19 protein-coding genes are annotated in these 21,699 nt (G+C 25.5%); 5 read left to right on the top strand and 14 right to left on the bottom strand.

Features of this window, described 5'->3' with window-relative positions:
• Positions 1-16: 16 nt before the first annotated feature.
• From BFL38_RS05325 to BFL38_RS05290, 8 genes are all read right to left on the bottom strand, one after another.
• The gene (locus BFL38_RS05325; protein WP_069726087.1) at positions 17-1,174 is read right to left on the bottom strand and encodes a cyclic nucleotide-binding domain-containing protein; all 1,158 of its coding nucleotides are present in this window, start codon (positions 1,172-1,174) and stop codon (positions 17-19) included.
• A 139-nt stretch (positions 1,175-1,313) separates the two neighbouring features.
• Positions 1,314-2,474 (bottom strand): cyclic nucleotide-binding domain-containing protein, encoded by a 1,161-nt coding sequence (locus BFL38_RS05320; RefSeq protein ID WP_069726086.1) that lies wholly within the window; start codon positions 2,472-2,474, stop codon positions 1,314-1,316.
• A gap of 175 nt (positions 2,475-2,649) precedes the next feature.
• Positions 2,650-3,837: a cyclic nucleotide-binding domain-containing protein gene (locus BFL38_RS05315; protein WP_069726085.1), complete on the bottom strand. Its 1,188-nt coding sequence runs from the start codon at positions 3,835-3,837 to the stop codon at positions 2,650-2,652.
• Positions 3,838-4,021: 184 nt separating this feature from the next.
• Entirely contained in the window at positions 4,022-4,501 is a 480-nt protein-coding gene (locus BFL38_RS05310; RefSeq protein ID WP_069726084.1) for a hypothetical protein, read from the bottom strand.
• A 7-nt stretch (positions 4,502-4,508) separates the two neighbouring features.
• On the bottom strand, positions 4,509-4,931 hold the full coding sequence (locus BFL38_RS05305) for a SoxR reducing system RseC family protein (protein WP_069726083.1): 423 nt from the start codon (positions 4,929-4,931) through the stop codon (positions 4,509-4,511).
• Between the two features lie 18 nt (positions 4,932-4,949).
• Positions 4,950-5,531: an SAM-dependent methyltransferase gene (locus BFL38_RS05300; RefSeq protein WP_069726082.1), complete on the bottom strand. Its 582-nt coding sequence runs from the start codon at positions 5,529-5,531 to the stop codon at positions 4,950-4,952.
• 142 nt (positions 5,532-5,673) lie between these two features.
• Entirely contained in the window at positions 5,674-7,077 is a 1,404-nt protein-coding gene (locus BFL38_RS05295; protein ID WP_069726081.1) for a tetratricopeptide repeat protein, read from the bottom strand.
• An 86-nt stretch (positions 7,078-7,163) separates the two neighbouring features.
• A complete protein-coding gene (locus BFL38_RS05290; RefSeq protein ID WP_069726080.1) occupies positions 7,164-9,800 on the bottom strand; it encodes a calcium-translocating P-type ATPase, PMCA-type in 2,637 nt (878 codons plus the stop codon).
• A 529-nt stretch (positions 9,801-10,329) separates the two neighbouring features.
• On the opposite strand from BFL38_RS05290, the gene BFL38_RS05285 reads away from it, so the two are divergent.
• The 4 genes from BFL38_RS05285 (at position 10,330) to BFL38_RS05270 (ending at position 13,824) form a co-directional block, all read left to right on the top strand.
• On the top strand, positions 10,330-11,400 hold the full coding sequence (locus BFL38_RS05285; RefSeq protein WP_069726079.1) for a hypothetical protein: 1,071 nt from the start codon (positions 10,330-10,332) through the stop codon (positions 11,398-11,400).
• Positions 11,401-11,515: 115 nt separating this feature from the next.
• Positions 11,516-12,508 (top strand): hypothetical protein, encoded by a 993-nt coding sequence (locus BFL38_RS05280; protein ID WP_069726078.1) that lies wholly within the window; start codon positions 11,516-11,518, stop codon positions 12,506-12,508.
• Between the two features lie 277 nt (positions 12,509-12,785).
• Positions 12,786-13,010 (top strand): hypothetical protein, encoded by a 225-nt coding sequence (locus BFL38_RS05275; RefSeq protein ID WP_014487650.1) that lies wholly within the window; start codon positions 12,786-12,788, stop codon positions 13,008-13,010.
• Positions 13,011-13,014: 4 nt separating this feature from the next.
• Complete coding sequence (locus BFL38_RS05270; RefSeq protein ID WP_069726490.1) at positions 13,015-13,824, top strand: pyridoxamine kinase; 810 nt, start codon at positions 13,015-13,017, stop codon at positions 13,822-13,824.
• Positions 13,825-14,190: 366 nt separating this feature from the next.
• On the opposite strand, the gene BFL38_RS05265 is transcribed toward BFL38_RS05270, so the two are convergent.
• Positions 14,191-16,944: a tetratricopeptide repeat protein gene (locus BFL38_RS05265; protein ID WP_069726077.1), complete on the bottom strand. Its 2,754-nt coding sequence runs from the start codon at positions 16,942-16,944 to the stop codon at positions 14,191-14,193.
• A 70-nt stretch (positions 16,945-17,014) separates the two neighbouring features.
• Here BFL38_RS05265 and BFL38_RS05260 point away from each other — a divergent pair, with 70 nt between their 5' ends.
• Positions 17,015-18,097 carry a glycosyltransferase gene (locus tag BFL38_RS05260; RefSeq protein WP_069726076.1) on the top strand — a complete coding sequence of 361 codons (1,083 nt, stop codon included), beginning with the start codon at positions 17,015-17,017 and terminating at the stop codon, positions 18,095-18,097.
• Between the two features lie 42 nt (positions 18,098-18,139).
• Here BFL38_RS05260 and dnaJ read toward each other — a convergent pair whose 3' ends face one another.
• The 5 genes from dnaJ to BFL38_RS05235 form a co-directional block, all read right to left on the bottom strand.
• On the bottom strand, positions 18,140-19,270 hold the full coding sequence (gene dnaJ / locus BFL38_RS05255) for a molecular chaperone DnaJ (protein ID WP_069726075.1): 1,131 nt from the start codon (positions 19,268-19,270) through the stop codon (positions 18,140-18,142).
• 43 nt (positions 19,271-19,313) lie between these two features.
• A complete protein-coding gene (locus BFL38_RS05250) occupies positions 19,314-19,604 on the bottom strand; it encodes a DnaJ domain-containing protein (protein ID WP_069726074.1) in 291 nt (96 codons plus the stop codon).
• A 41-nt stretch (positions 19,605-19,645) separates the two neighbouring features.
• Complete coding sequence (locus BFL38_RS05245) at positions 19,646-20,338, bottom strand: YoaK family protein (protein WP_069726073.1); 693 nt, start codon at positions 20,336-20,338, stop codon at positions 19,646-19,648.
• A 101-nt stretch (positions 20,339-20,439) separates the two neighbouring features.
• Positions 20,440-21,393 carry an Rpn family recombination-promoting nuclease/putative transposase gene (locus BFL38_RS05240; RefSeq protein ID WP_069726072.1) on the bottom strand — a complete coding sequence of 318 codons (954 nt, stop codon included), beginning with the start codon at positions 21,391-21,393 and terminating at the stop codon, positions 20,440-20,442.
• A gap of 83 nt (positions 21,394-21,476) precedes the next feature.
• A partial coding sequence (locus BFL38_RS05235; protein ID WP_142950328.1) for an ankyrin repeat domain-containing protein occupies positions 21,477-21,699 on the bottom strand: 223 nt, incomplete at its 5' end.

The following is a 21,699-nucleotide window of genomic DNA, read 5'->3' as shown; positions in this document are numbered from 1 at the left end:
ACATTTATAGTGTATGTCAATAATTATTTTTTTGATATTCATAGTATTCTTGAAAAAAATCATTAATATTGGCAATTTTTATATATTTATCATTTACTATCTCTAAAGATTTTATCTCTTTTACATTATTAATAATGTCATCTATTTCTAAATTTAGAGAATTTTGTATATCATAGATAGTATAGCTTAATATAATTGTGTTTATATCATCGAATAAAGTTTCTATTTTAAGCAAAGCTGATATAAATATGAATAATTTTAAAATTTTATTTTTTTCTTCTATTGCTTTTATCCTAGATAAAATATTTATTACTTTCATTGACATCATTTTTACATGGCAGCTTCTAAAATGCTTATCTTTTATCAGCATTTCTATATATTCTTCTTTAGTTACTATTTTTATATAAGAAGTTTCCAAAGCAATAGCTGAGGTTAATAAAGGCTTATACTCTAATTTGGGTTCATATCCATCAAGAACATAATTTTTTTTGTAAATGTCTTTAAGTAAAAGTTTTCCGTTTATAATATTATATATTCCTATTCTCCCAGATAATATTATATATAAATTATTACTTGCTTTAAATTCTGTAAATAAAGAGCTTCCTTTTTTATATAAAAATATATTTGAAGTAAACATACTTGGATTATTAGGCTTGGGAAGTTTTGATAATTCTTTTTTTGTATATTCTATATCATCTTTATCTTCTAATGTATCTATATAGCTTTCATATAATCTATAGGCAGTATCAGGAAATTCATTTTTTATATATATTTCTGCCATAATAAATATATTTTCTTTATAATATAAATCTACTTTGTTTTTTACTAAATTTATATAATAACGGGAAAGCCAAGTTTCTAATGTAGTATTAAAATAATAATATATTGTTTTTATTAAATCATTATTTGTGATATTGTTTATATCCGATAATGATAACTCTAAAACTTCAACATCCTCTTCAGCTTTTATATTTACATTATAAGGCTCTCCTGAAGCTAAATTTACTAATCCTATGATATGTCCAACTTTATATTCTTTATTATAATTATCAGAATTTATTGCGTAGGATATTGCTTTACCTTTTGTTATTATATAAAAATAATCTTTTGGAAAATTTCCTTCCTCGTATATAAAAGAAGACTTTGAGAATTTTATAGTTCTGTAATTATTCATGTTTTATTATGTATATTTAATATTTGTAGCACTATTAATGGCAGAATTATACTATATGATATAATTATGTCAACAAAAAAATAATTGTAATATTCTTTGAAAAAATTATATAATTTGAATATTATATTTGATATAAAAATTAATTTGTATAACTTTCATATTCTTTAAAATACTTATCTGTATCTGTAATTATGATATAATTAAAACCATCAATTTCCAAATGATCTATATTTTTTAATGCATTTGTTATTTCATTTATATCTGCATTATCGTGCATCATATTTTTTATATCTTCTATCTTATAGTATAGTCTTATATATGTTTTTTCATAAAATAAAGTCTCTATTTTTAGAATAGCGTATATTATCAATATTAATCTATCTTTTAATTGTGTTTTCTTTATAGATTTAATTTTTAATATTGTGCTTATAACTTTCATAGAAATCATTTTTATAATTTGGAATTTTAATTCGGAATTATCATGAAGCATTGTTATTAATTCTTCTTTAGTCATAATATCTATAATAGAATCTTCTAAAACTACAGCAGTTGTAAATAGAGTTTTATACTCAAGTGCAGGTGAATAGTCATCAATAATAAATTGTGTCGGATATAGTATTCTAGTAATATAATTAGAATCTGCTATATTATATATTCCAATTCTTCCTGATCTTATATAATAAACATGATTTGTAGTCTCAAGCTCATTGTATATACAATATCCTTTATACATCTTATAAGAATTACCGCCTATATTTTCAGGTTCTTTTGATATAATTAGAGTTTTCATAAATTCTTTGACATTATTAATATCATTAATATTATCACTATTGCTGAACAGCTTAATATACGATGAGCATAATCTATAACTAGCATCTGTAAACCCATTATTTTTATAAATAGATGCCATAGTTAATATTTCTTCTTTATTGTATAGGTCTATCTTATTTTTTACTATTAAACTATAATATTTACTAAGCCAAACTTCCAATACAAATGATAAATAATTTAATATTTTATTTATTAAATGTTTATTATTAATTCTATTTATATCTTCTACTTTTATTTCAAATAGTTCAGTATCTTCTATTGCCTCTACCGTAGAATAGTAAGGCTCTTTTGTTATAGATGCTATTAAACCTATAATATTTCCCATTTTATATGTATATGAATTGTCGTAAAAACTATTATAAGAGATAACGCTTCCTTTCAAAATTATATAGAAACAATCTTTAGCCATTTGAGAATTTTTTAATATAATATCACCTTTTTTATATTTAACTAACTTGTATTTTTCCATAAATATATTCTCTCAAATATTATTTATTTTTATTAAAAAATTATAATACTTAGAAAAATTATGTCAACAATAAAAGATTATATTATATAACTTTTGTATTATTTAATGACAATTTCATATAATTATGTTTACTAAAAAAACAATATAATAATACAAGCAAAATATTCAATCATAACTATTGAGATATATTTGGAGTAGAATTTCTCTTTCTATACATATCATACTCTTTAAAGAAATTTTTTATATTTGGTATTATTATTCTTTCATCACTAGAAAATAATATTACTTTATTTTTATTCATTTCTGATTTTATATAATTAGTATTTTCTATACCAACCATAGAACATATATCCTTAATAGTATATGACAGTTCTAAAAAATCAATATTTTTATCAAACAGCAATTCAGTTTTTACAAATGAATATACCATACTATAAAATTTTCCGAGAGGACTTTTTATTGTTATACTATAGCTTTTTATTATGGTATTGTATGTTCTCCTTGCCATTATATTTACAAGATGATACTGAAGTTTAGTATTATTAGAAGCTAACTTGAGAAAATCTTCTTTATTTATAGTTTGGAGTATCGTATCTTCTAATACTATGCATGTTGTAAGAAGAAGTTTATTTCCAAATATGGGCTTATAACCTATAATATTTCCGCTTTTAAATATTATTCTAGTAATAATTTTTCCATTAAATACACTGTAAACCCCAACTTTTCCATCTCTTATTACATATAGATTTGTCTTGCTCTCTAATTCAGAAAATATACAAGTACCGGATTTATATTCCTGCAGATTATAACCTATTTCTAAAGGCGGCTTTATGTTATAATTATTTTCTATTTCATTTATTTTATTGTTTATTTCATTATGGTCTTCATTAGGGAACATTTCTATAATTTTTTTATACATATAAAGAGCTGCTGATTTATATCCATTATTATTATAAATATTTGCAATTTCAAAAGCATCATCTTCTTTATAGCTTTCTATATTTAAAGATTCTGATAATTTATAAAAATATTTGCCTAACCATATTTCCATAAATTTTATTAAATGTTTATATATTTTTTCTATTATTTTTGTATCTTCTATATTGTATATATCGCTAGCATATATTTCTACTAACTGTACATCTGTTGCGGCTATCGCAGTTGAATAATAAGGCTCTGAAAGTATAGCAGGAACAATACCTATTATATCTCCAGAAGTAAATTCGAAATTAGTATTTTCTATAACATAATTTTTATCTACTACTATACCCTCTTTAATTATATAAAATACCTCTCTGGCATTTTCTCCAGCAACAAATATTGCCGAATCTTTTTTAAATTCAACTATATTAAAATTAATCATAATTAATACCCATAAATTTTATATATAAATATTATACTTTATAATTGGTATATAACAATATATATTAATTATTTTTTATTAGGATAAGTTATCCTCTTATAAAGCATAAAAATATAATTAATTTTAAATTTTAAAAATAACATCTTAAACTTTATTTTAATTTGTAAGTTGTAAACTAGTTTATTTAATCATTAGTATTCACTTCATTACTGCTTATTTCATTAGTGTTTCTCATTATTAAACTGCCGTTGAGCAAACTTAGTATAACAGTAAATGAATTATTAGTATTGCACTCCACATTTATTCTTATAACTCTGCCCTCTTCAGACGAGTTTTTTGCAAGCTCTATTTTTCCATCAGGCTTTTTACCAAAATAATAATTTGTTGTAATATAATATCCTTCATTCTTCCATAGATAATTGGCATACTTAACACTATAACTTATCACATCATCAACATTATAAAAATTTAATATCTTTATATCCCCTTCTTCTATATTATCTATTTTAGGACGAACTTTAAGACCTGTAACTTTATTTAAAGATGATACAGCATCATTTCCTATTATATATGATTGTTCATAAGGTCTATCTTTAGAAATCAACAGATATGTTATGATTGATACTGCAATAATAGTTATTATAGTTGGTATTATTCTTCTCATATAAAGCCTATTTATCAAAATTTTCTATAACTTTATTTTTACAAATTATATTTGCTATTATTTTATTATCCTTTTTTAATTTTCGTAATCCTAAAATAACATAAACAAAAAATACAATAAAAGAAAATATGGGACCTAAATTATGCTCTATATTTGATAATTTAGATATATATTCTCCTAGAAAATAGCCTGCTATAAGACAAATCAAAGGTATTATATAAACAAAAAAATTAATTCCCTTTTTTAATTCTTCAACTTCTATAACAACACTATCTCCTTTATCAGCATTAATTTTATTAAATGCTCTAAGTACAACAGGTTTTCCTGAATTACATATAGTACATCCATCACAGCTTGCACTTCTCTGCAATTCAACTTTAGCTATATTATTTTCATAAGTTTCTAATACCAAAGCAAATTCTCTTTTCATTATTACTCCTTTTTTATATTATCGTAACTTTTTAAAATTTTTGCAAAATAAAAATATTTCTCTGCTTTCATCTCTTGAACTTTTAGGTTTAAATACATTTACAGAATCAAAATATTCAGATAATTCTTTCTTGAATATCTGCAAATCTTTACCATCAAAAACCTTTATAAAAAAATGTCCATTCTCCTTTAATACATCTTTAGCCAAATTAAATATAGACCTGCATAAAGAAATGGAACGGAAATGATTAGTTTCCCTATCCGATGTAGTATTAGGCATAGCATCGCTTACTACAACATCAAATAAAGTATTATTGAATGATGTAATATCCATCTCTTTTATATCTCCCAATATAAATGTAAATCTTTGATGAGCAAATGAATTAGGAAGTATATCAACACCTACAACACAGCCGCTTTTCAATATTTTATTGAGCATATACTGACTGAAAGATCCGGGAGAACATCCAACATCAAGAACTGTATCTGATGCCTTTATAAATTTAAATTTATTTTGAGCTTCTTCTAATTTAAATACACTTCTAGCTTTATAATTTTCTTCTTTTGCCTTTTTAAAATAAAAATCCTGTACTTTTTTCATTTAGCTTAAACTATCCCATAAACAATTTTATACTATTTTGAATTACTTTTAAATAAAAATCAACTGCTATAAAATAAAAACAGCAATAGAATGAATATTAATCTATTGCTGTTCACATCTATAACCAACTTAAAATATTATATCATAATATCCAATTAAGTTTTTCTTCTGTTCTAGTTACACCTACAGGTAAATTAGTAAGATTAGATTTGTCAAGCAGATTCTCAAGCCTCTTTATACCCACAATATCAATTCTTGACATAGCAGCATATCTTATAGCATCAGGACTTACCATAGCACAAGTTATCAGTATGCTGTTAGCAATATTTGCATTAACCGCATAATCATATAAATTCACAAGCTCATCATTAAATATAGGACTATAAGAAGTTCTGAAATAAACTATCTTTTTAGGAGAATGAGGACTATTACTCTCTTTAGCAAAAACTATAATATATTTTTTATCAGTTACCTTAGAAGAATATGGTATGAGTCCTATGCTTGCTACAACTTTTAAAGCAGCATCAATAAATTCATCTCCCTCCAATTTAAAGAATTTTTTAATATTTTCGCTGTATCTTGAATCTTTATAATTGTTGAGTTTCTCATTAGCATCTTTATAATTAGGATCTATTACAATTATACTTTCTAATATCTCCATAGATTTATTTATATTTCCCACTATATCATAACATTCAGAAAGAGTATAAAGTATAGCCAAATTTAATTCTTTATCATAACTATCATAACTTATAGCTTTTTCCAAAGTGTTTATAGCAGCCTCAATATTTTCTAATTTAATATAACAAAGACCCATTTCATATAATGATTTAACAGCATACTCTTTGTCTTTATAAGAATTGGAATAGTACCTTATAGCAGATTTATAATCTTCTCTTCCTCTATAAGCTCTTCCTAAATTATAATTCAACAAAGGATCATCTTGAAATTTCTTGTATATATTATTCATAGCAGATATAGCATCATTGAAATTGCCCATATTAACAAAACAAAAAGCTCTATATTTTAAGGCTTCTGAATTATTAGGCTGTATATCTAATGCTTCATCAAAATACTTTATTGCTGTTTCATACTGTCTATTTTCATAATAGATTACACCTATTTCTAGTGCAACCACAAGTTTATAATCTTCTATATTAAAAAGTGTAAGATATTGAGCTAATGCTTCTTCCTTTTTACCAATTTTATTTAAAGCTCTGGATAATGATAAAATAGTTTCAGGATTATTATACCCTTCATCTATAGCATGTCTGTATTCTACTATTGCAAAAGAATATTCTTCCATCTTGGCATAGCAGTCACCCATCATAGAATGTATCTCAGCTCTTTTTATGCCTGACTTATCTTTAGCTAAAATTTCTTTAAGTTTTAATAAGGCAATATCATTTCTTCCTTCACTAAGAAATTTATTTACCTTATCAATATCAGAAGTTTTATCTGATAATTTCTTAAATAAAAACTTTCTAACTATAAGCAAAAGTGTAATGAATACACATATAAATACTATAATAGCAATATTATTCATATCTCATATCTACTCTATACTATATATAAATTCGGAATTATTATACATTATTTTAAAAAATAATTCCAATTTTTAATATAAAAAATTTATCTCTTTATCATTCTAGCAAATATTTTAAAAATTTCTGCAACTAAAATAACAATAACTGAAATTCCTACCGTTTTTAACCAAGTATCTACGCTTAAAGGTACAGTATTAAAAAATCCGCCAGCATACTGAGTTGCTAATATCTGTAATACAAAAGTAATACCCATACTTAAAAGCATTAATTTATTATTCAAAAAGTATTTAAATACGCTGTCAAATCCTAATTCTCTGCTATTAAAAGAATTAAATATCTGGAACATTACAAACATGGCAAATAATACTGTGGGCTGTTCTGCCTCTGTAACATTAAGTATATTTAATTTGCTTTGAAGCATAAATAATACTATCATAATGGTAGCTGAAAATACTATTTTAAATATCATCTTTTTAGTTACGATACTTGCATTTCTTTTTGTAGGCATCCTTTTCATCAAGTTGTCTCTTATAGGTTCTAGTCCCAAAGCTATAGCTGGAGGTCCGTCCATAATAATGTTTATCCATAATAACTGTATGGCAGAAAAAGGCGATTTCAAACCTGTCAATGTAGAAATGAGAACAACCACTACAGAAGCTAAATTAACTGTAAGCTGAAACTGTATAAATCTCTGGAAATTATCATAGATTCCTCGTCCCCATTGAACAGCTTTAACAATAGTAGCAAATGAATCATCAAGAAGAACTATATCGCTAGCCTCTTTTGATACTTCTGTACCTGTTATACCCATAGCAACGCCAACATCGGCATTTTTAATCGCAGGAGCATCATTAATACCATCTCCTGTAACAGCAACTACATTCCCCATCTCTTTTATGGCATTAACTACACGCATTTTTACTGTAGGAGTGCTTCTTGCTATAACTGATATCTTACTTAAATTTTGTTTTAATGTGCTGTCGTCCATAGCATCAATATCTTTTGCCTCAAGAACTATGCTGTTTTCATTAAGTATTTTTAATTCTCTAGCTATAGCAGTTGCTGTAACTATATTATCACCTGTAAGCATTTTTATGTTTATTCCAGCACTTCTGCATTGTTCAACAGCATCATAAACCTCTTTTCTTACAGGGTCTGATATTGCTACAAATCCGTCATATATCATATTACTTTCAAGTTTTTCTCTATTATTTTCAACATTATCATCTACTATCTTGTGAGCAAATGCTATTACCCTTTTCGCTTCATTTTGGAATTTTTCTATTGCCTCTTCAATACCTTTTTTCTCAGCATCACCTATACTGCACATAGCCATTATTTTTTCAGGGCTTCCTTTTGTAAATACAATAGTTTCATTATCTATCTTGGCAACTGTTGTCATGTTTTTTGTATCTGATGAGAAAGGATATTCATATATTATTTTTGATTTCTCTCTTATCTCTTTATAATTAAATCCAGACTTGCTTGCTGCTACAAGTAATGCACATTCTGTAGGGTTTCCCAAAAACTTAGCCTGATTATCTTTATAATCAACATCTGCTGTAGAGTTGATAGCAAAGTTTTTTATAATCTTTTCATTTTTAATATTTTCAGGCTCTATATATTCACCATTAGCAAATAATTTATTTAATGTCATTTTATTTTCTGTAAGAGTACCAGTCTTATCAGAACAAATAACATTTACACTTCCTATAGTCTCACATGCCACCATCTTTTTTACTAAAGCATTTTGTCTAGCCATTTTTATAATGTTTATAGAAAGAGAAACTGCAACTATTGTAGGAAGTCCCTCTGGTACAGATGCTACAATCAAAACTATACTTGTAATAAACGCTTCAGAAATAGTATCAAAACTAGCATTACCTGTTCTTATAAAATTAACTACTTGAATAATAAATACTATTACAGCAGCAGTTATACCAAATGCCGCTATTCTTTTTCCTAAAAGAGCGAGTTTTTCCTGTAAAGGAGTAGAAGTTTTCTTTGTTTTTGAAAGCTCTCTAGCTATTTTACCAAACTCTGTGGCATCTCCTACAGAGGTAACTACCATTTTACCATTACCTGTAGTAACAAATGAACCCGAATAAGCCATATTTATTCTCTCAGCTACAGGAGTTTTTTCATCTGTGAGTATAGCTTCAGCATCTTTTTCTACAGGCTCACTTTCTCCTGTTAAAGCTGATTCATCAATATTAAGAGATACGCTTTCTAATAATCTGCCGTCAGCCGGAAGTTTATTTCCTGTTTCTATAAAAGCAATATCTCCTACAAGCAAATCTTTCTGATTGATTATTTCTATATTTCCGTCTCTTATAACTTTTACTCTAATATCCTCATTAATACTATTCAATGCTTCAAATGCTTTGGCACTTTTACCTTCCATAACTATAGTAATAGTAATAGATAAACTTATAGCCAAAAATATACCCAAACATTCTAAAAAGTCAGCATGTCCTCCATTAAAATATGCTAAAGTATTTACACCTATTGCTATAATGCCTGCAAATATAAGCATTAATATCATAGGTTCTTTCAATGCTTCTAATATTTTTTGAATTAAAGTAGCCCCTTTTTCTTTTGTAAAACTATTGGCACCATATTTTTCTAAACTAGTTTTTCTGCCGTCTTCAGTTAACCCAATTTTAGAATCAACTTTGAGTTCTTTAAGAATATCTTCTTTACTTCCTAAAAAACCATTCATAAATTACCTCCTATTTAATTATTAAAAATAAAATGCATAAAAAAAGACTCATGCATAAATAAATCATCAAAGAATAGAAGATTACACTAATCTTTAAAGATTTATTTATACTTGAGTCTCATTAATTAAGGCTAACCAAACTCTACCAATTAAGAGCTGCGATGTTGGCTTTGCCACGTGAAATACGCCAATTACTCCCTCATGAGTATTTAATTATGTATATTACTATTATAGCAAATAAAAAAATAATGTCAATATATTTTACTATTTTTTAATTTATAATTCAAACACAAAAATGGATAAATTAACAAATATACCAATTATAGTTTATAAAAAATGAATATTCATTATTGACTTTTAATAAACCTATTATATCATTATAATATAGATTATAGTAAGGTAAATTTTATTTATGATAATATTGCTATATATCAATAATATTTATTTTCTTAACATATTCGTAAAAATAATATTTAAATACTATATAAACTTATTTTATATTTTCAATAATTTTTGTTAGGAGAAAATTATGATTAAAAAAATTTTATTAACAATATTTATATCTCTATTAATGTTAAATTGTTCAGCAACAATAACAGACCCAAATCCAGAAAAGGAAATTAATATTGGAGATGGAAGTTTTATAGATCCTACAGAAAATCAAAGTACTCAGCCAGAAGAAATTATAATAACAGATCAAGCACAAATATCTGAATTTATAAAAAATCATAACGGAACTTATTATTCAAGATACGAGGATAATAGTCTTGGGCTTAGATATATAATAGACGGCGATTTAATATATAATGGATATGGTACCAAAGTTGAAGCAACAATGAAAACTTTAGTAGGAAATAAACTTCAAATATATATAGAAGGTAAGCCTGAAAGTCCCGGTATTAATTTAGGGTATGATATGAATGATGAAATGTATACTTTTAATTTCGGAAGCGATGGAAATATTTATCTCTTTGCAAATGCAATATTCCACAAAGAAAATTATCAAAAACCAACCATAGGCTATGAGACAAAAATCGGAGACCCTATATCAGAATTAATAACTTATTCAGGAAACTACTACTATTATGACTATGATGATACTAAAAAATATTATATACTTATAGATACAGCCGGACAAGTGTATATGGATGATAATTTTAAAATCAATTATTCAAAAGCAGAATTAAGTAATAATGTATTAATAATAACATATAAACAAACCGGAGGAACTTCAAGTAAACAAGAACTTCATTTTTATAATAAAGATGAAAATCAAGATTATAAATTAATATTTGGCAATACTTGGATTAATAATCAATTACAGTATGAAACTTTAACAAAATACAATCTATTTAGCCCATATAGCGGTACATATAAATCAACAGATAGCAGCACAACTTTAACAATAACAACTACTGATGCTCAATTAAATACTGTGCCATATAGCTATACACCTGTTATCATTGGAAATACTTTAACTATATATCAGTATTCTTCGAGAGAAGGTACAAAAGAGCATAAATTTGTATTTAATGATGATAAAAGCAAAGCAGTATATACAAAACCAGATGGTACAGCTATTGAATTAAATAGATACTAAAAATTATTTCATAAAAATAAATAATTAAATTATTATAACAAATAATGATATTGATTTTTTTACAATATTAACATATTATTTAAAAAATAATATTTTAATTTACAAAGGAGTAAAAATGATTAAAAAATTTTTATTAATTATGTCATTAGTAATGATTATATTTATTACTGGATGTTCAGGTAATAATACCAAAGAAATAAAAACAGATGCTGTAGAAATATCAAACTTTCTAAAAGGATATGACGGCCGATACTATCATGAACATGAATTTACAAATGGAAGCTACACTCATGTCGTATTTAGAATAGAAAATGGAAATATATACATAGGAGAAGATAAAAATCCAATAACTAATTTATCTTTATCAAAAAATTCATTGTTAATGGATATTAATGGAAACTCTCAGTTAAGTAACACATATAATCAAATATATTCAATACTTGAAGTTAATCTTTTTGATGATCATATAAAATTCAGCGGAAAAAATATCTTTGATAAAGAAGATTTTAATATTCCTGATGAAGACTATGTAGTAATAAATAAAATTAAAGGATTGGAAGCATATACTGGTAATTACTATATACCAACTTTCGATACTAATGGTCAAATCAAAACTAAAAATTATACTATTTTAATAGACAAAGAAGGTAATATATACGGATATAAAGGAATGACAAATGTGGGAATGACTTTCACATTACAAGATAATGTTTTAAAATCAGAACATTATGACAATAATAATGAAAAGGTTATAATGTCGTATGAATTAGAAAAAGATAGAATAATATATAAAATAGATTTTATATATGGAAAAGAATATTCTTATGAATTAATGAAATCAGATCTATTTACTCCTTATTTAGGAACATATTCATCAGGAGATATAGTTTTGAAAGTAGAAGAAAATATTGCTACAATCAGCACCATGAAAGAAGGAAACTATCATTCTGAAATAATAAATAATGACAATTTAACAATATCAGAGATTTTATTTTCAAATGATGCTGCAATAGAAAAAATAGATCATAAAATAACATTCAGCAACGATAAAACAACAGCTACATATACTAAACCAGATGGAAGCACTGTAGAATTGACTAAGCAGTAAAACAATTCTTCAATATAAAAATTAAAGTCCTATTCATATTATTTATGGATAGGATTTTTTACAATAAAAGATTACAGTATTACATATTTATAAAGAAACCTATACCAAACAAAATAGTTCATAAAATATAATTTAATTAAATAATATACTTTAATATAACAAATAAATTAAAAAAAATAATTCATAGTTATTTTAGGAATGAGTTTTTTAGTAAAATTTATTTGAAAAAAAAACTATTATATGATAATATATCAAAATATATCATTTGGAGCAATAAATGAGAAGAGGTAAAAAAAATCCATTTCAAAAAGAAGTTGAAAGAAAATTTGGAACTAGCGGATTTGAACTTAATTCTTTTTTATCCGGCGGTAAAAAAATGAAAGTTACTAAAGAAGAAATAGAAGACAGATATGATATAACTCTTGAACAATTTGCATATTTTGCACAAATATCCGGATATAAAGTTCTTGCAGATAGCAAAGCTCTCATTATATTTAAATAAATTTATGAATAATAACTTTAATGTACTGATTCTAAATGATTTATGCTCCTATGGTAAGGCATCTTTAACAGTCAATATACCCATATTATCTCATTTTGGTATCAAAGTTTCACCTCTTGTCAGTGTTATACTTTCAAATCATACCGCTTTTGAGTCTTTCTGTGCTTTTGATTTAACTGAACAATTAGAAAAAATTGTAGAAGAGTTAAAATTAAGAAAACCTAATTTTGATGCTTTTTATGTAGGATGGGTAGCTTCTGGTAAACAGCCTGATATTGTTGTAGATATAATAAAGAGTTTTAATATTGGAACTATTCTTATAGATCCGATACTTGGTGATAATGGTAAGCTATACCCTTCAATGTCTAATGATCATGTAGATGCTATGAAAGAATTAATAAAATATGCTGATATAGCAACACCCAATATTACAGAATTGGCTATATTATTAGGAAAAGATCCTTCTATAAAATATAATGAAGAAGAAGTTAAAGACATGGCAATAGAACTCTCTAAAATTGGTCCGAAAACAGTAATCGTTACAAGTGTTTCAAAAGATGATAATATAGGAAGTCTATGCTATAAAAATAATAATATAATAACTAGCTATTATCCTAAAATAGATATAATGATACCGGGTACAGGAGATGCTTTCGGAGCTTCATTATTAGCATATATATTAAAAGGTGATACTATAGAAAATGCTTTGAAAAAGTCAACAAAGTTTATATATAATTGTGTTGAAGCTTCCATAAAAGATAATGATGAACGAGTTTATGGAATAGCAATAGAAAAAAGACTTAATTTACTTTAATCATAAAAAATATGCTCACTCGTATCCCCACCCTATAGACTTTCTATTATTTTATGTCATTTCTTCTTTATATTATTTTTTAACTTTAACTGTTATTTTAGCTGCCCGCCCAATTTTTTTAAAAATTTATTGCGGCAATTACCGCACGATAAACAAAATTATAAATATAATATAATGAATAATTATAATTTAAATTATTAATAAAGAACTGTTTAACGTGCGGTGTAAAAAATAAAAATATAATAAAAATTTGGGTGGGAATGCTTTAACAAATTAAGTAAAAAAATTAATAAACACTTTTATATTAGTAAAGCATAGAAAAGCATAAAAGGCGGGATTTCAATATGCACTTTATGCTTTATTATTTTACTCTATTATTTTATTTTGAACATAATCAATTTCTTTTAATATTATATTTCTATTTTCTAAGTCTCTTCCCCATACAGCTTTACTTAAAGCAGTTTGATAGTTATTCAAAGCCTCTTTAAGTAAATTTGTTGTATTTCCATCTATATATTTTTCTGCCCTAAATTTATAAATATCCGCTAAAAGTTTATATCCGCTGTAATCATCAGGGAGTAAAGCTAAATAATTTAAAGCATAAGTTTCAGCATCCATATCATTTTTTAAATTGTTAAGATAAATCAAAGCAGCTCTGTAATTAGCAGCAGCATAATTCTTTTTCATTTTCATTATATCTTCATAATCTGATAATGCTGATTTAGTATTACCCATAAGTTCATTTATATATGCTCTTTGATAAATATAATCAATATTCTTGCTATCAAATGATAAAGCATTATTAATTATATTTAAAGCTTCACTATAATTACCAATTTTGGTATAAATCTTTGAAGCAGCATAAAGTTTATCAGGATTATTAACATTTGCACTTATTAACTTTTGAAGCTCCTCAGAAGAAGGATTATAATTATCTATATTAACAGCACTTTCGGCTGCATATAGAGGATTAATATCAATATATTTAGCTGCCCTATCATAACATAGAATGGAATATTCATATAAATAAGCTCTATTATATACACTGCCCAACAATAAATCTTTTCCGCCATTAACATTAATATATTCAGTAATTCTATTAACGATGTTAAATCCTTCTATATTATATTCATATATATATGCCTCGGCAAGTCTTATTCTATTTTCTATATAAGCAGGAGAAATTCTCAAAACCTCTTTCATAATAGAAGATAAACTGACATAAGCACTTATATTATTATAATATCCAATAGAACTTAAATAAGAATCTATATACATTTCATTTTGAACAGCAATAGCATCATAATTGCTTCTATTTCTTCTTACAGCCAAAGCAGCAGTTTCAGATGCTTCTTCATATCTCTTATTATCATATAAATATGCAGCATAAAGCCCATAAGTTAATGACTCAATATGTTTTATATAAGCAACATCATAATTTTTATTTCTCAAATCAGATATATAAGCTAAAGCCTCATTAAATTGATTAAATCTAATAAATTCAAATATTCTATCTGTAACCAAATTCAAATGTAATTTTAATTCCTCTTCCCAATATTCAGTAGCTTTTATATCTATAGCATCTCTCTCCTTTTGATAAACAGATGTATCATTATTTGAAGCTCTAATACCTAACATCTTTCTAAGTAGAAGAACATTATTAACACTTATTGTATTTGAATTAAAATTTTCTTTTAATATATTGATAGCTTCATCTATAGAACCTAAATTATTATAAGCATCAGCAATATAACCTATTCTAATCTGTTCTTCATTTCCTACAAATTTATATTTGGAAAGCAGCTGCATTATATCAACATAATACTTTTTCTGCTTTAGCAACTCTGCCTTATCTAATATTTTATTATATTCTATATTATTTAACAAACCGTCTACTATATCTTTATAAGATGATACGGATTTTAATAATTTGTAAGCCTCATCATATTTTTTTTGTCTTATCAAACTTCTACTATAATCAATCTTATTTTCATCAGAAATATTATATAAATTAAGAATCTGAGATATTATTCTATCCGGATAATAACTATAGCCTAAATCATATAACATAGATGCAAATGTCTCATATAATCTAGGTTTATTATATGTATATTCTAAACCTGTTTCTAATATTTTTATAGCCCCAGCTTCATTTTGTTCATATAAATATATTTGAGCTAATATAGCATAAGCTTCATCAAAATCCCTTACAGATGAAATAAGTTTTAATAATATACTTTTTGCATTATTATAATCTTCCAAAGCAAAATATGTTTTAGCCAAAGCAACTGTTATTTCCGGATAATCAGAAGAATATGAAGATATATTATTTAATATATTTATTGCATTTGTATAATTTCGAGATGAAAAACTTTTATCCCAGGAATATAGTTCTCTTTTCACAGCAGCATTACTTATTTTTGTCTGAATTCTAATCTTTTCTTCATTATTAGAATATCTCACCTTTCTATAATTATTTATTGCACTGTCATACTGTTTATTCAAATAATTTATATCTCCAAATCCTTCATTTGCATACGAATTATTTTGCTTTACACAAGCATTGAAATAATAATCAGCACTCTTAACATCTCCATTTTTTAAAGCAGAATTACCAGCTAAAAAAAGCCAATGAGGATTATTAGTTGCTTTATATGCAGTAATACATAATCTTAAAGTTTCCTCATATTCATTAATAGTATCAAAAAAATCAAATATCATACCATAAACTATATTATGATCTTTTTCTTCTATGTATAGAGATAAAAGTTTTTTAAAATCTAAAGAAGCATAATAAAGATCAGCCCTTCTATAATATGAAAGCCCTCTAAGATAATATATTTCATAATAATCTCTATAATTATTTTCTAAAGAATTACACAAATTAATTGCATCAAAAAAATTACCGTCTTGCATAAATTTTCTAACTTTATCTAATTCTTTATTTAAATCATATTGAGCATTTGTTGCTAAATTATTTTTATTTGTATTTACAGTTATACTTTCCAAAGTTATATTTGCATTTCTATCACTCATTACAGTATGATATTGTAAAATATCTCTAGAATATGCCGAAATATATATAGTAAAAATTATAAATAAAATTTTATTTATTTTCATAACAAGTCCTTATTTATCATTTCAAATATCGGAATGGAATTTGGTATATTTTAATTATGACGGATAAAAAATGAAAGAAATTATTGTGTTAATATCTAATGCTAGTAATATAAAAGATAAATCTAATCAATTTATGCTTAATATGATAGAACATTTTTACAAATCATCTATAAAAATAACAGTATTTTCAAAATCATTTCCAAAGAATTTTCCTGCTTATATTACAAGAAAACATTTATCTTTATTATTTTTAAAAAAGTCGGCAAATAATATAGCAAATATTGCTGAAAATTCTGATGCAATTATAGCTGTAGATTTTCCCATGAATATAGCAGCATCTATGGCTAAAAATATTCTAATAAAAAAAAGAATAAACAAATTACCTGTAATAATATGGTATGCTTTAAATTTCCAAAATCATTTATATTTTCATGAGAAAAAAGACAGTAAAACAACATTAATAGATAAAAGACTTATGAAATTGGATTATGAACATACTGATAATATTGATATAATAATATGCGGAAGTAAAAAAACAAAGGAAAGATTATTATATTTACATAAAGATATAAAAAATATAGAAATCATACAGCCTTATTTCTCTCCTTATATATTTATTAATAATGATAAAAAATCTAAAAAAGACAAATCAATAATAATATTTTATAATAAAGAGGATAGTATTTTCAAATGTACAGCAGCTTATGCCCAATACCTGAAAGAAAGTGATGATATATATAAATTAAAAATAATAGGATATGATAAAGAATTAAAAGAAAATATTCATAAATTATCTATAGAACAATATGTTGAATTTATAGATGAAGATGATAATAGACAAATAGGAAAAGAAATAGAAACTTCAAACTGCATGATAATACATAATATAAAAGATTCTTTCTATACTCAGTTAATAGCAGCTTGGCATTATAAAACATTGCCTATAATAGATGCTAAAAGCTCATCTGCTGAAATAGCATCTGATGAGAAAAATGCATTAATATACAATTCAAAAAATCCAATATCAATAATATCAAAAATAAAAAAAATGACTGAAAATAACAAATCTTATGAATTATTTATGTCATCAATAGATGAAATTCAAAATACAGATAAAATATTAAAATTAATCTATAACTTCAATCATAATTAAAAAAGGAGGATAATTCCCCCTTTTATAATTATTAATTTACTATCACCAATTAGTTTTATTAGGTTTTCTTAAAGCAGGCTCATCATTAGGAGGCATAACCTTTTTAAGTTCATTAAATAATCTTTTCTCCTCAGCAGACAATTTAGATGAAACATCTATATTCACTACAACAAATAAATCTCCCCTACCGGATCTGTTTATATGAGTAGCACCGCTTCCTTTTAATTTAAATATTTGTCCGCTATTAGTTCCAGCTGGAATTTTTATTTTCACTTTCTTTTTATCCAAAGTTTGTATATAAATATCAGCACCTAATGCCGCCTGTGCAATATTGATTCCTACTTCTGTTATTAAATCTATACCATCTCTTACAAAATAAGGATGCGGACTTACATGAATATATAGATATAAATCACCTGCTATTCCGCCTCCTACAGCCTCGCCTTCTCCGCTTACCCTAAGCTGAGTATTATCATCAATACCTTTAGGAATATTAACAGAAATAGTTTTATTTTTCTTAACAGTTCCAGTTCCTCGGCATTTCTTACAAGGAGTTGTTACTATAGAACCGCTTCCATTACATTTACTGCATGTTCTCCTTACACTGAAAAAGCCTTGAGCCATTCTAACCTCGCCGCTTCCTCCGCAAGTAGGACAAGTCTGTGTTTTTGTACCGGGTTCAGCTCCTGTACCATGACAAACATCGCAGGTATCATTTTTATCTAATTTAATTTCCATTTTCTTTCCGAAAACAGCATCTTCCAAAGATAAAGTAACATCATGTCTTATATCATTACCTCTTCTTTGAGATCTTGAACTTCTTCCGGAAAATCCGCCTCCGAAAAAGGAACTAAATATATCATCTAAATCCCCGAATCCGCCTGAACCTCCAAACATTGATGAGAAATCAAAACCGCCTCTGCCATAAGCATCAGCAAAATCACTATGAACACCCTGAAAACCAAATTGATCATATTGAGCCCGCTTTTTCTCATCAGATAAAATCTCATAAGCCTCTGTAGCCTCTTTAAATTTATCTTCAGCTTCTTTATTTCCAGGATTCCTATCTGGGTGATACTGCATAGCTAATTTTCTATATGCTTTTTTTATTTCATCGTTAGTAGCTGTTTTTGCTACGCCCAATACTTCGTAATAGTCTCTTTTATCTGCCATTTATCATATCCTCTGTATAAAATTTATCATTAAATATTAAAAATCATTTTTTTCTTCTGCCTAATATTAAACCTAATCCAATGCCTGCCGCAGCCAATCCTCCAATAATATACTTATTGGAAGATAAATATTTAATATTATACTGCATGCGGCTGTCTTTATTAGATAAAATCTCATAAGCTTCATTTATATCCACAAATCTTTGATTAGCTTCTTCATCACCAGGATTTCTATCCGGATGATATTTCATAGCCAATTCCCTATAAGATCTTTTTATTTTTTCATTGCTTGAAAATATATTAACATCAAGTATTTTATAATAATCTTTATCCATAATAAATATCCTTTAATTATATAAAAAAATTATAAACACATTTATTTTTCAAAAAACATCAAACTTTCAACTACCAATAATAAAGCAGAAGAAATCCATATAGCTCTGATTCCAAATATATTAGTAAATAAAGTTCCTAAAAAAGCTCCTAAAGCAAAAGAACATAATATTGTAATATACATCAAACCTTTTTTTAATCCTGTTTTATCTTTATTAAATAAAAATTTAAATATATTCTCTGAAGCAGACCTTAAATTACCTGTACACATATTTGTAACATAAGAAAGTCCTTCCACCTTATTAAATGTTATCATAAATATTGCCGACATAAATGATATACTTCCTACAATCACCGTATCTGAAAATGTTTGAGGCAGTAATCCTACTATAAATAGTACAATAGAGTGTATTAATATAATAACATATTCAAATTCAATAATCTTCCTTTTATTCAAAATTTGCTTTATATATAAAGCAAAAAAAATACCAATAACAAAAATTATAATAGACATAAAATAATGCAGAGTATCGTTAAATTGTTTTTTAACCAAACCCATAGCAAAAAATATTATATTACCTGTCTGAGCATAAGCAAAAACGCCTCCCCTAGTAATATAAGTATAAGCATCTACAAATCCGCCAACCATAGTAAGTATAGAAGCTACATATATAGTTTCGGTTGTATGAATGGACTCATTTTTTCTTTTAATAAAAGCTATGATATTATTTTTCACTTATCTGCCCTATTTTTATTGCCAAATATTATAACACAAAAAAATATTTTTAGAAACATTTTAATAAATGCATAATTATTAAAACATATTTAATTATAAAATCACAATTTTAAAATTTCTTCAGTACTTAAACCAGTTATTTTGCTTATTAACTTTATATCAAGATTTTCATTCTTCATAGTTTTAGCTAACACATATTTTTCTTTCTCTATACCTTTCTCTATACCTTTTTCTATACCTTTTTCTATACCTTTCTCTATACCTTTTTCTATACCCTTTGATATACCTTTTCTCTCGGCTTCTGCTAATTCATAATCAAGCATTCTTTTATTAAAATATTCATCAGCCTCTTTTCTTCTATAGCTATCTATTAAAGGATTAGTATGTACAAATGATTCGGATTTTGATTTTACCTCTTCAAATATAGTATCCTCTTTCAATAAATTTTCCATTTTATCCCCCTTAAAAAATTTTAACCAAGATAAAAATTTTTTCTCCGCTTCATCATAACTTGAATTAAAATTAAATTTAGGAAGTTCTATATAATGAAGCTGACAATGATTAGTAAGTATTCTGTTATGTTTAATCTCTTTTAAAACATAACATGTATGAATATCATTTATATCATACATCAAATTAAAATTCAAAATATTAATACTTATTACAGGACATAAATTATTATAATTATCGCCCTTATTTAACATCACAGCATAACCATTAGCCCAATAAAATAAACTTCTGTAAATAAACTCAATATTGCCCTGAGACTGTATCTCTATAATAACAACTTCTCCGCTGTCGGTAGTGCATCTTATATCCATCACAGACTCTTTAGATTCTAAATATTTGCTCAAGTTAAAAGAATTAAGAATCTCAGCTTTTATAAAAGTTTTGAAATTCATATTTTTCATAACAGAATTTATAAAACTAAGTATTATTCTCTCATTACCTTTTTCTGAAAATAAATACCTTATATAGCAGTCATTTATTCTGTTCATATTATCAACAGTGATAATTTCTTTTTTAAGTTTTTCAAGATACTCTGAATATTCCATACCAGCCTTAAAAAATAGTTGTATGCTTATTATACTAGTATTATAGTAAATTGTCAAAGAACAAAAATTTTAAATATATTTTATTATTTAGCCCATTTTGATTTTAAAAATTCTGCTACTTCCCAATGCCCATTATTTGAAGCCAACATCAAAGCTGTAACATAATTATCATCTTTAGCATTTACATCGGCTCCTTTATCTAGCAAATATTTTACTACTTCTAAATACCCTTTTTCTGAAGCCAATATCAAAGTTGTAACATAATTATCATCTTTAGCATTTACATCGGCTCCTTTATCTAGCAAA

The organism is Brachyspira hampsonii (assembly GCF_001746205.1).
Lineage (GTDB): Bacteria > Spirochaetota > Brachyspiria > Brachyspirales > Brachyspiraceae > Brachyspira > Brachyspira hampsonii_B.
This window is presented reverse-complemented; position numbering and strand designations above follow the sequence as displayed.

Bases quoted from the DNA above. Each gene is read 5' to 3' on its own strand.
- BFL38_RS05325 (WP_069726087.1), bottom strand. From the start codon at position 1,174: ATGAATAATTACAGAACTATAAAATTCTCAAAGTCTTCTTTTATATAC.
- BFL38_RS05320 (WP_069726086.1), bottom strand. From the start codon at position 2,474: ATGGAAAAATACAAGTTAGTTAAATATAAAAAAGGTGATATTATATTA.
- BFL38_RS05315 (WP_069726085.1), bottom strand. From the start codon at position 3,837: ATGATTAATTTTAATATAGTTGAATTTAAAAAAGATTCGGCAATATTT.
- BFL38_RS05310 (WP_069726084.1), bottom strand. From the start codon at position 4,501: ATGAGAAGAATAATACCAACTATAATAACTATTATTGCAGTATCAATC.
- BFL38_RS05305 (WP_069726083.1), bottom strand. From the start codon at position 4,931: ATGAAAAGAGAATTTGCTTTGGTATTAGAAACTTATGAAAATAATATA.
- BFL38_RS05300 (WP_069726082.1), bottom strand. From the start codon at position 5,531: ATGAAAAAAGTACAGGATTTTTATTTTAAAAAGGCAAAAGAAGAAAAT.
- BFL38_RS05295 (WP_069726081.1), bottom strand. From the start codon at position 7,077: ATGAATAATATTGCTATTATAGTATTTATATGTGTATTCATTACACTT.
- BFL38_RS05290 (WP_069726080.1), bottom strand. From the start codon at position 9,800: ATGAATGGTTTTTTAGGAAGTAAAGAAGATATTCTTAAAGAACTCAAA.
- BFL38_RS05285 (WP_069726079.1), top strand. From the start codon at position 10,330: ATGATTAAAAAAATTTTATTAACAATATTTATATCTCTATTAATGTTA.
- BFL38_RS05280 (WP_069726078.1), top strand. From the start codon at position 11,516: ATGATTAAAAAATTTTTATTAATTATGTCATTAGTAATGATTATATTT.
- BFL38_RS05275 (WP_014487650.1), top strand. From the start codon at position 12,786: ATGAGAAGAGGTAAAAAAAATCCATTTCAAAAAGAAGTTGAAAGAAAA.
- BFL38_RS05270 (WP_069726490.1), top strand. From the start codon at position 13,015: ATGAATAATAACTTTAATGTACTGATTCTAAATGATTTATGCTCCTAT.
- BFL38_RS05265 (WP_069726077.1), bottom strand. From the start codon at position 16,944: ATGAAAATAAATAAAATTTTATTTATAATTTTTACTATATATATTTCG.
- BFL38_RS05260 (WP_069726076.1), top strand. From the start codon at position 17,015: ATGAAAGAAATTATTGTGTTAATATCTAATGCTAGTAATATAAAAGAT.
- dnaJ (WP_069726075.1), bottom strand. From the start codon at position 19,270: ATGGCAGATAAAAGAGACTATTACGAAGTATTGGGCGTAGCAAAAACA.
- BFL38_RS05250 (WP_069726074.1), bottom strand. From the start codon at position 19,604: ATGGATAAAGATTATTATAAAATACTTGATGTTAATATATTTTCAAGC.
- BFL38_RS05240 (WP_069726072.1), bottom strand. From the start codon at position 21,393: ATGGAATATTCAGAGTATCTTGAAAAACTTAAAAAAGAAATTATCACT.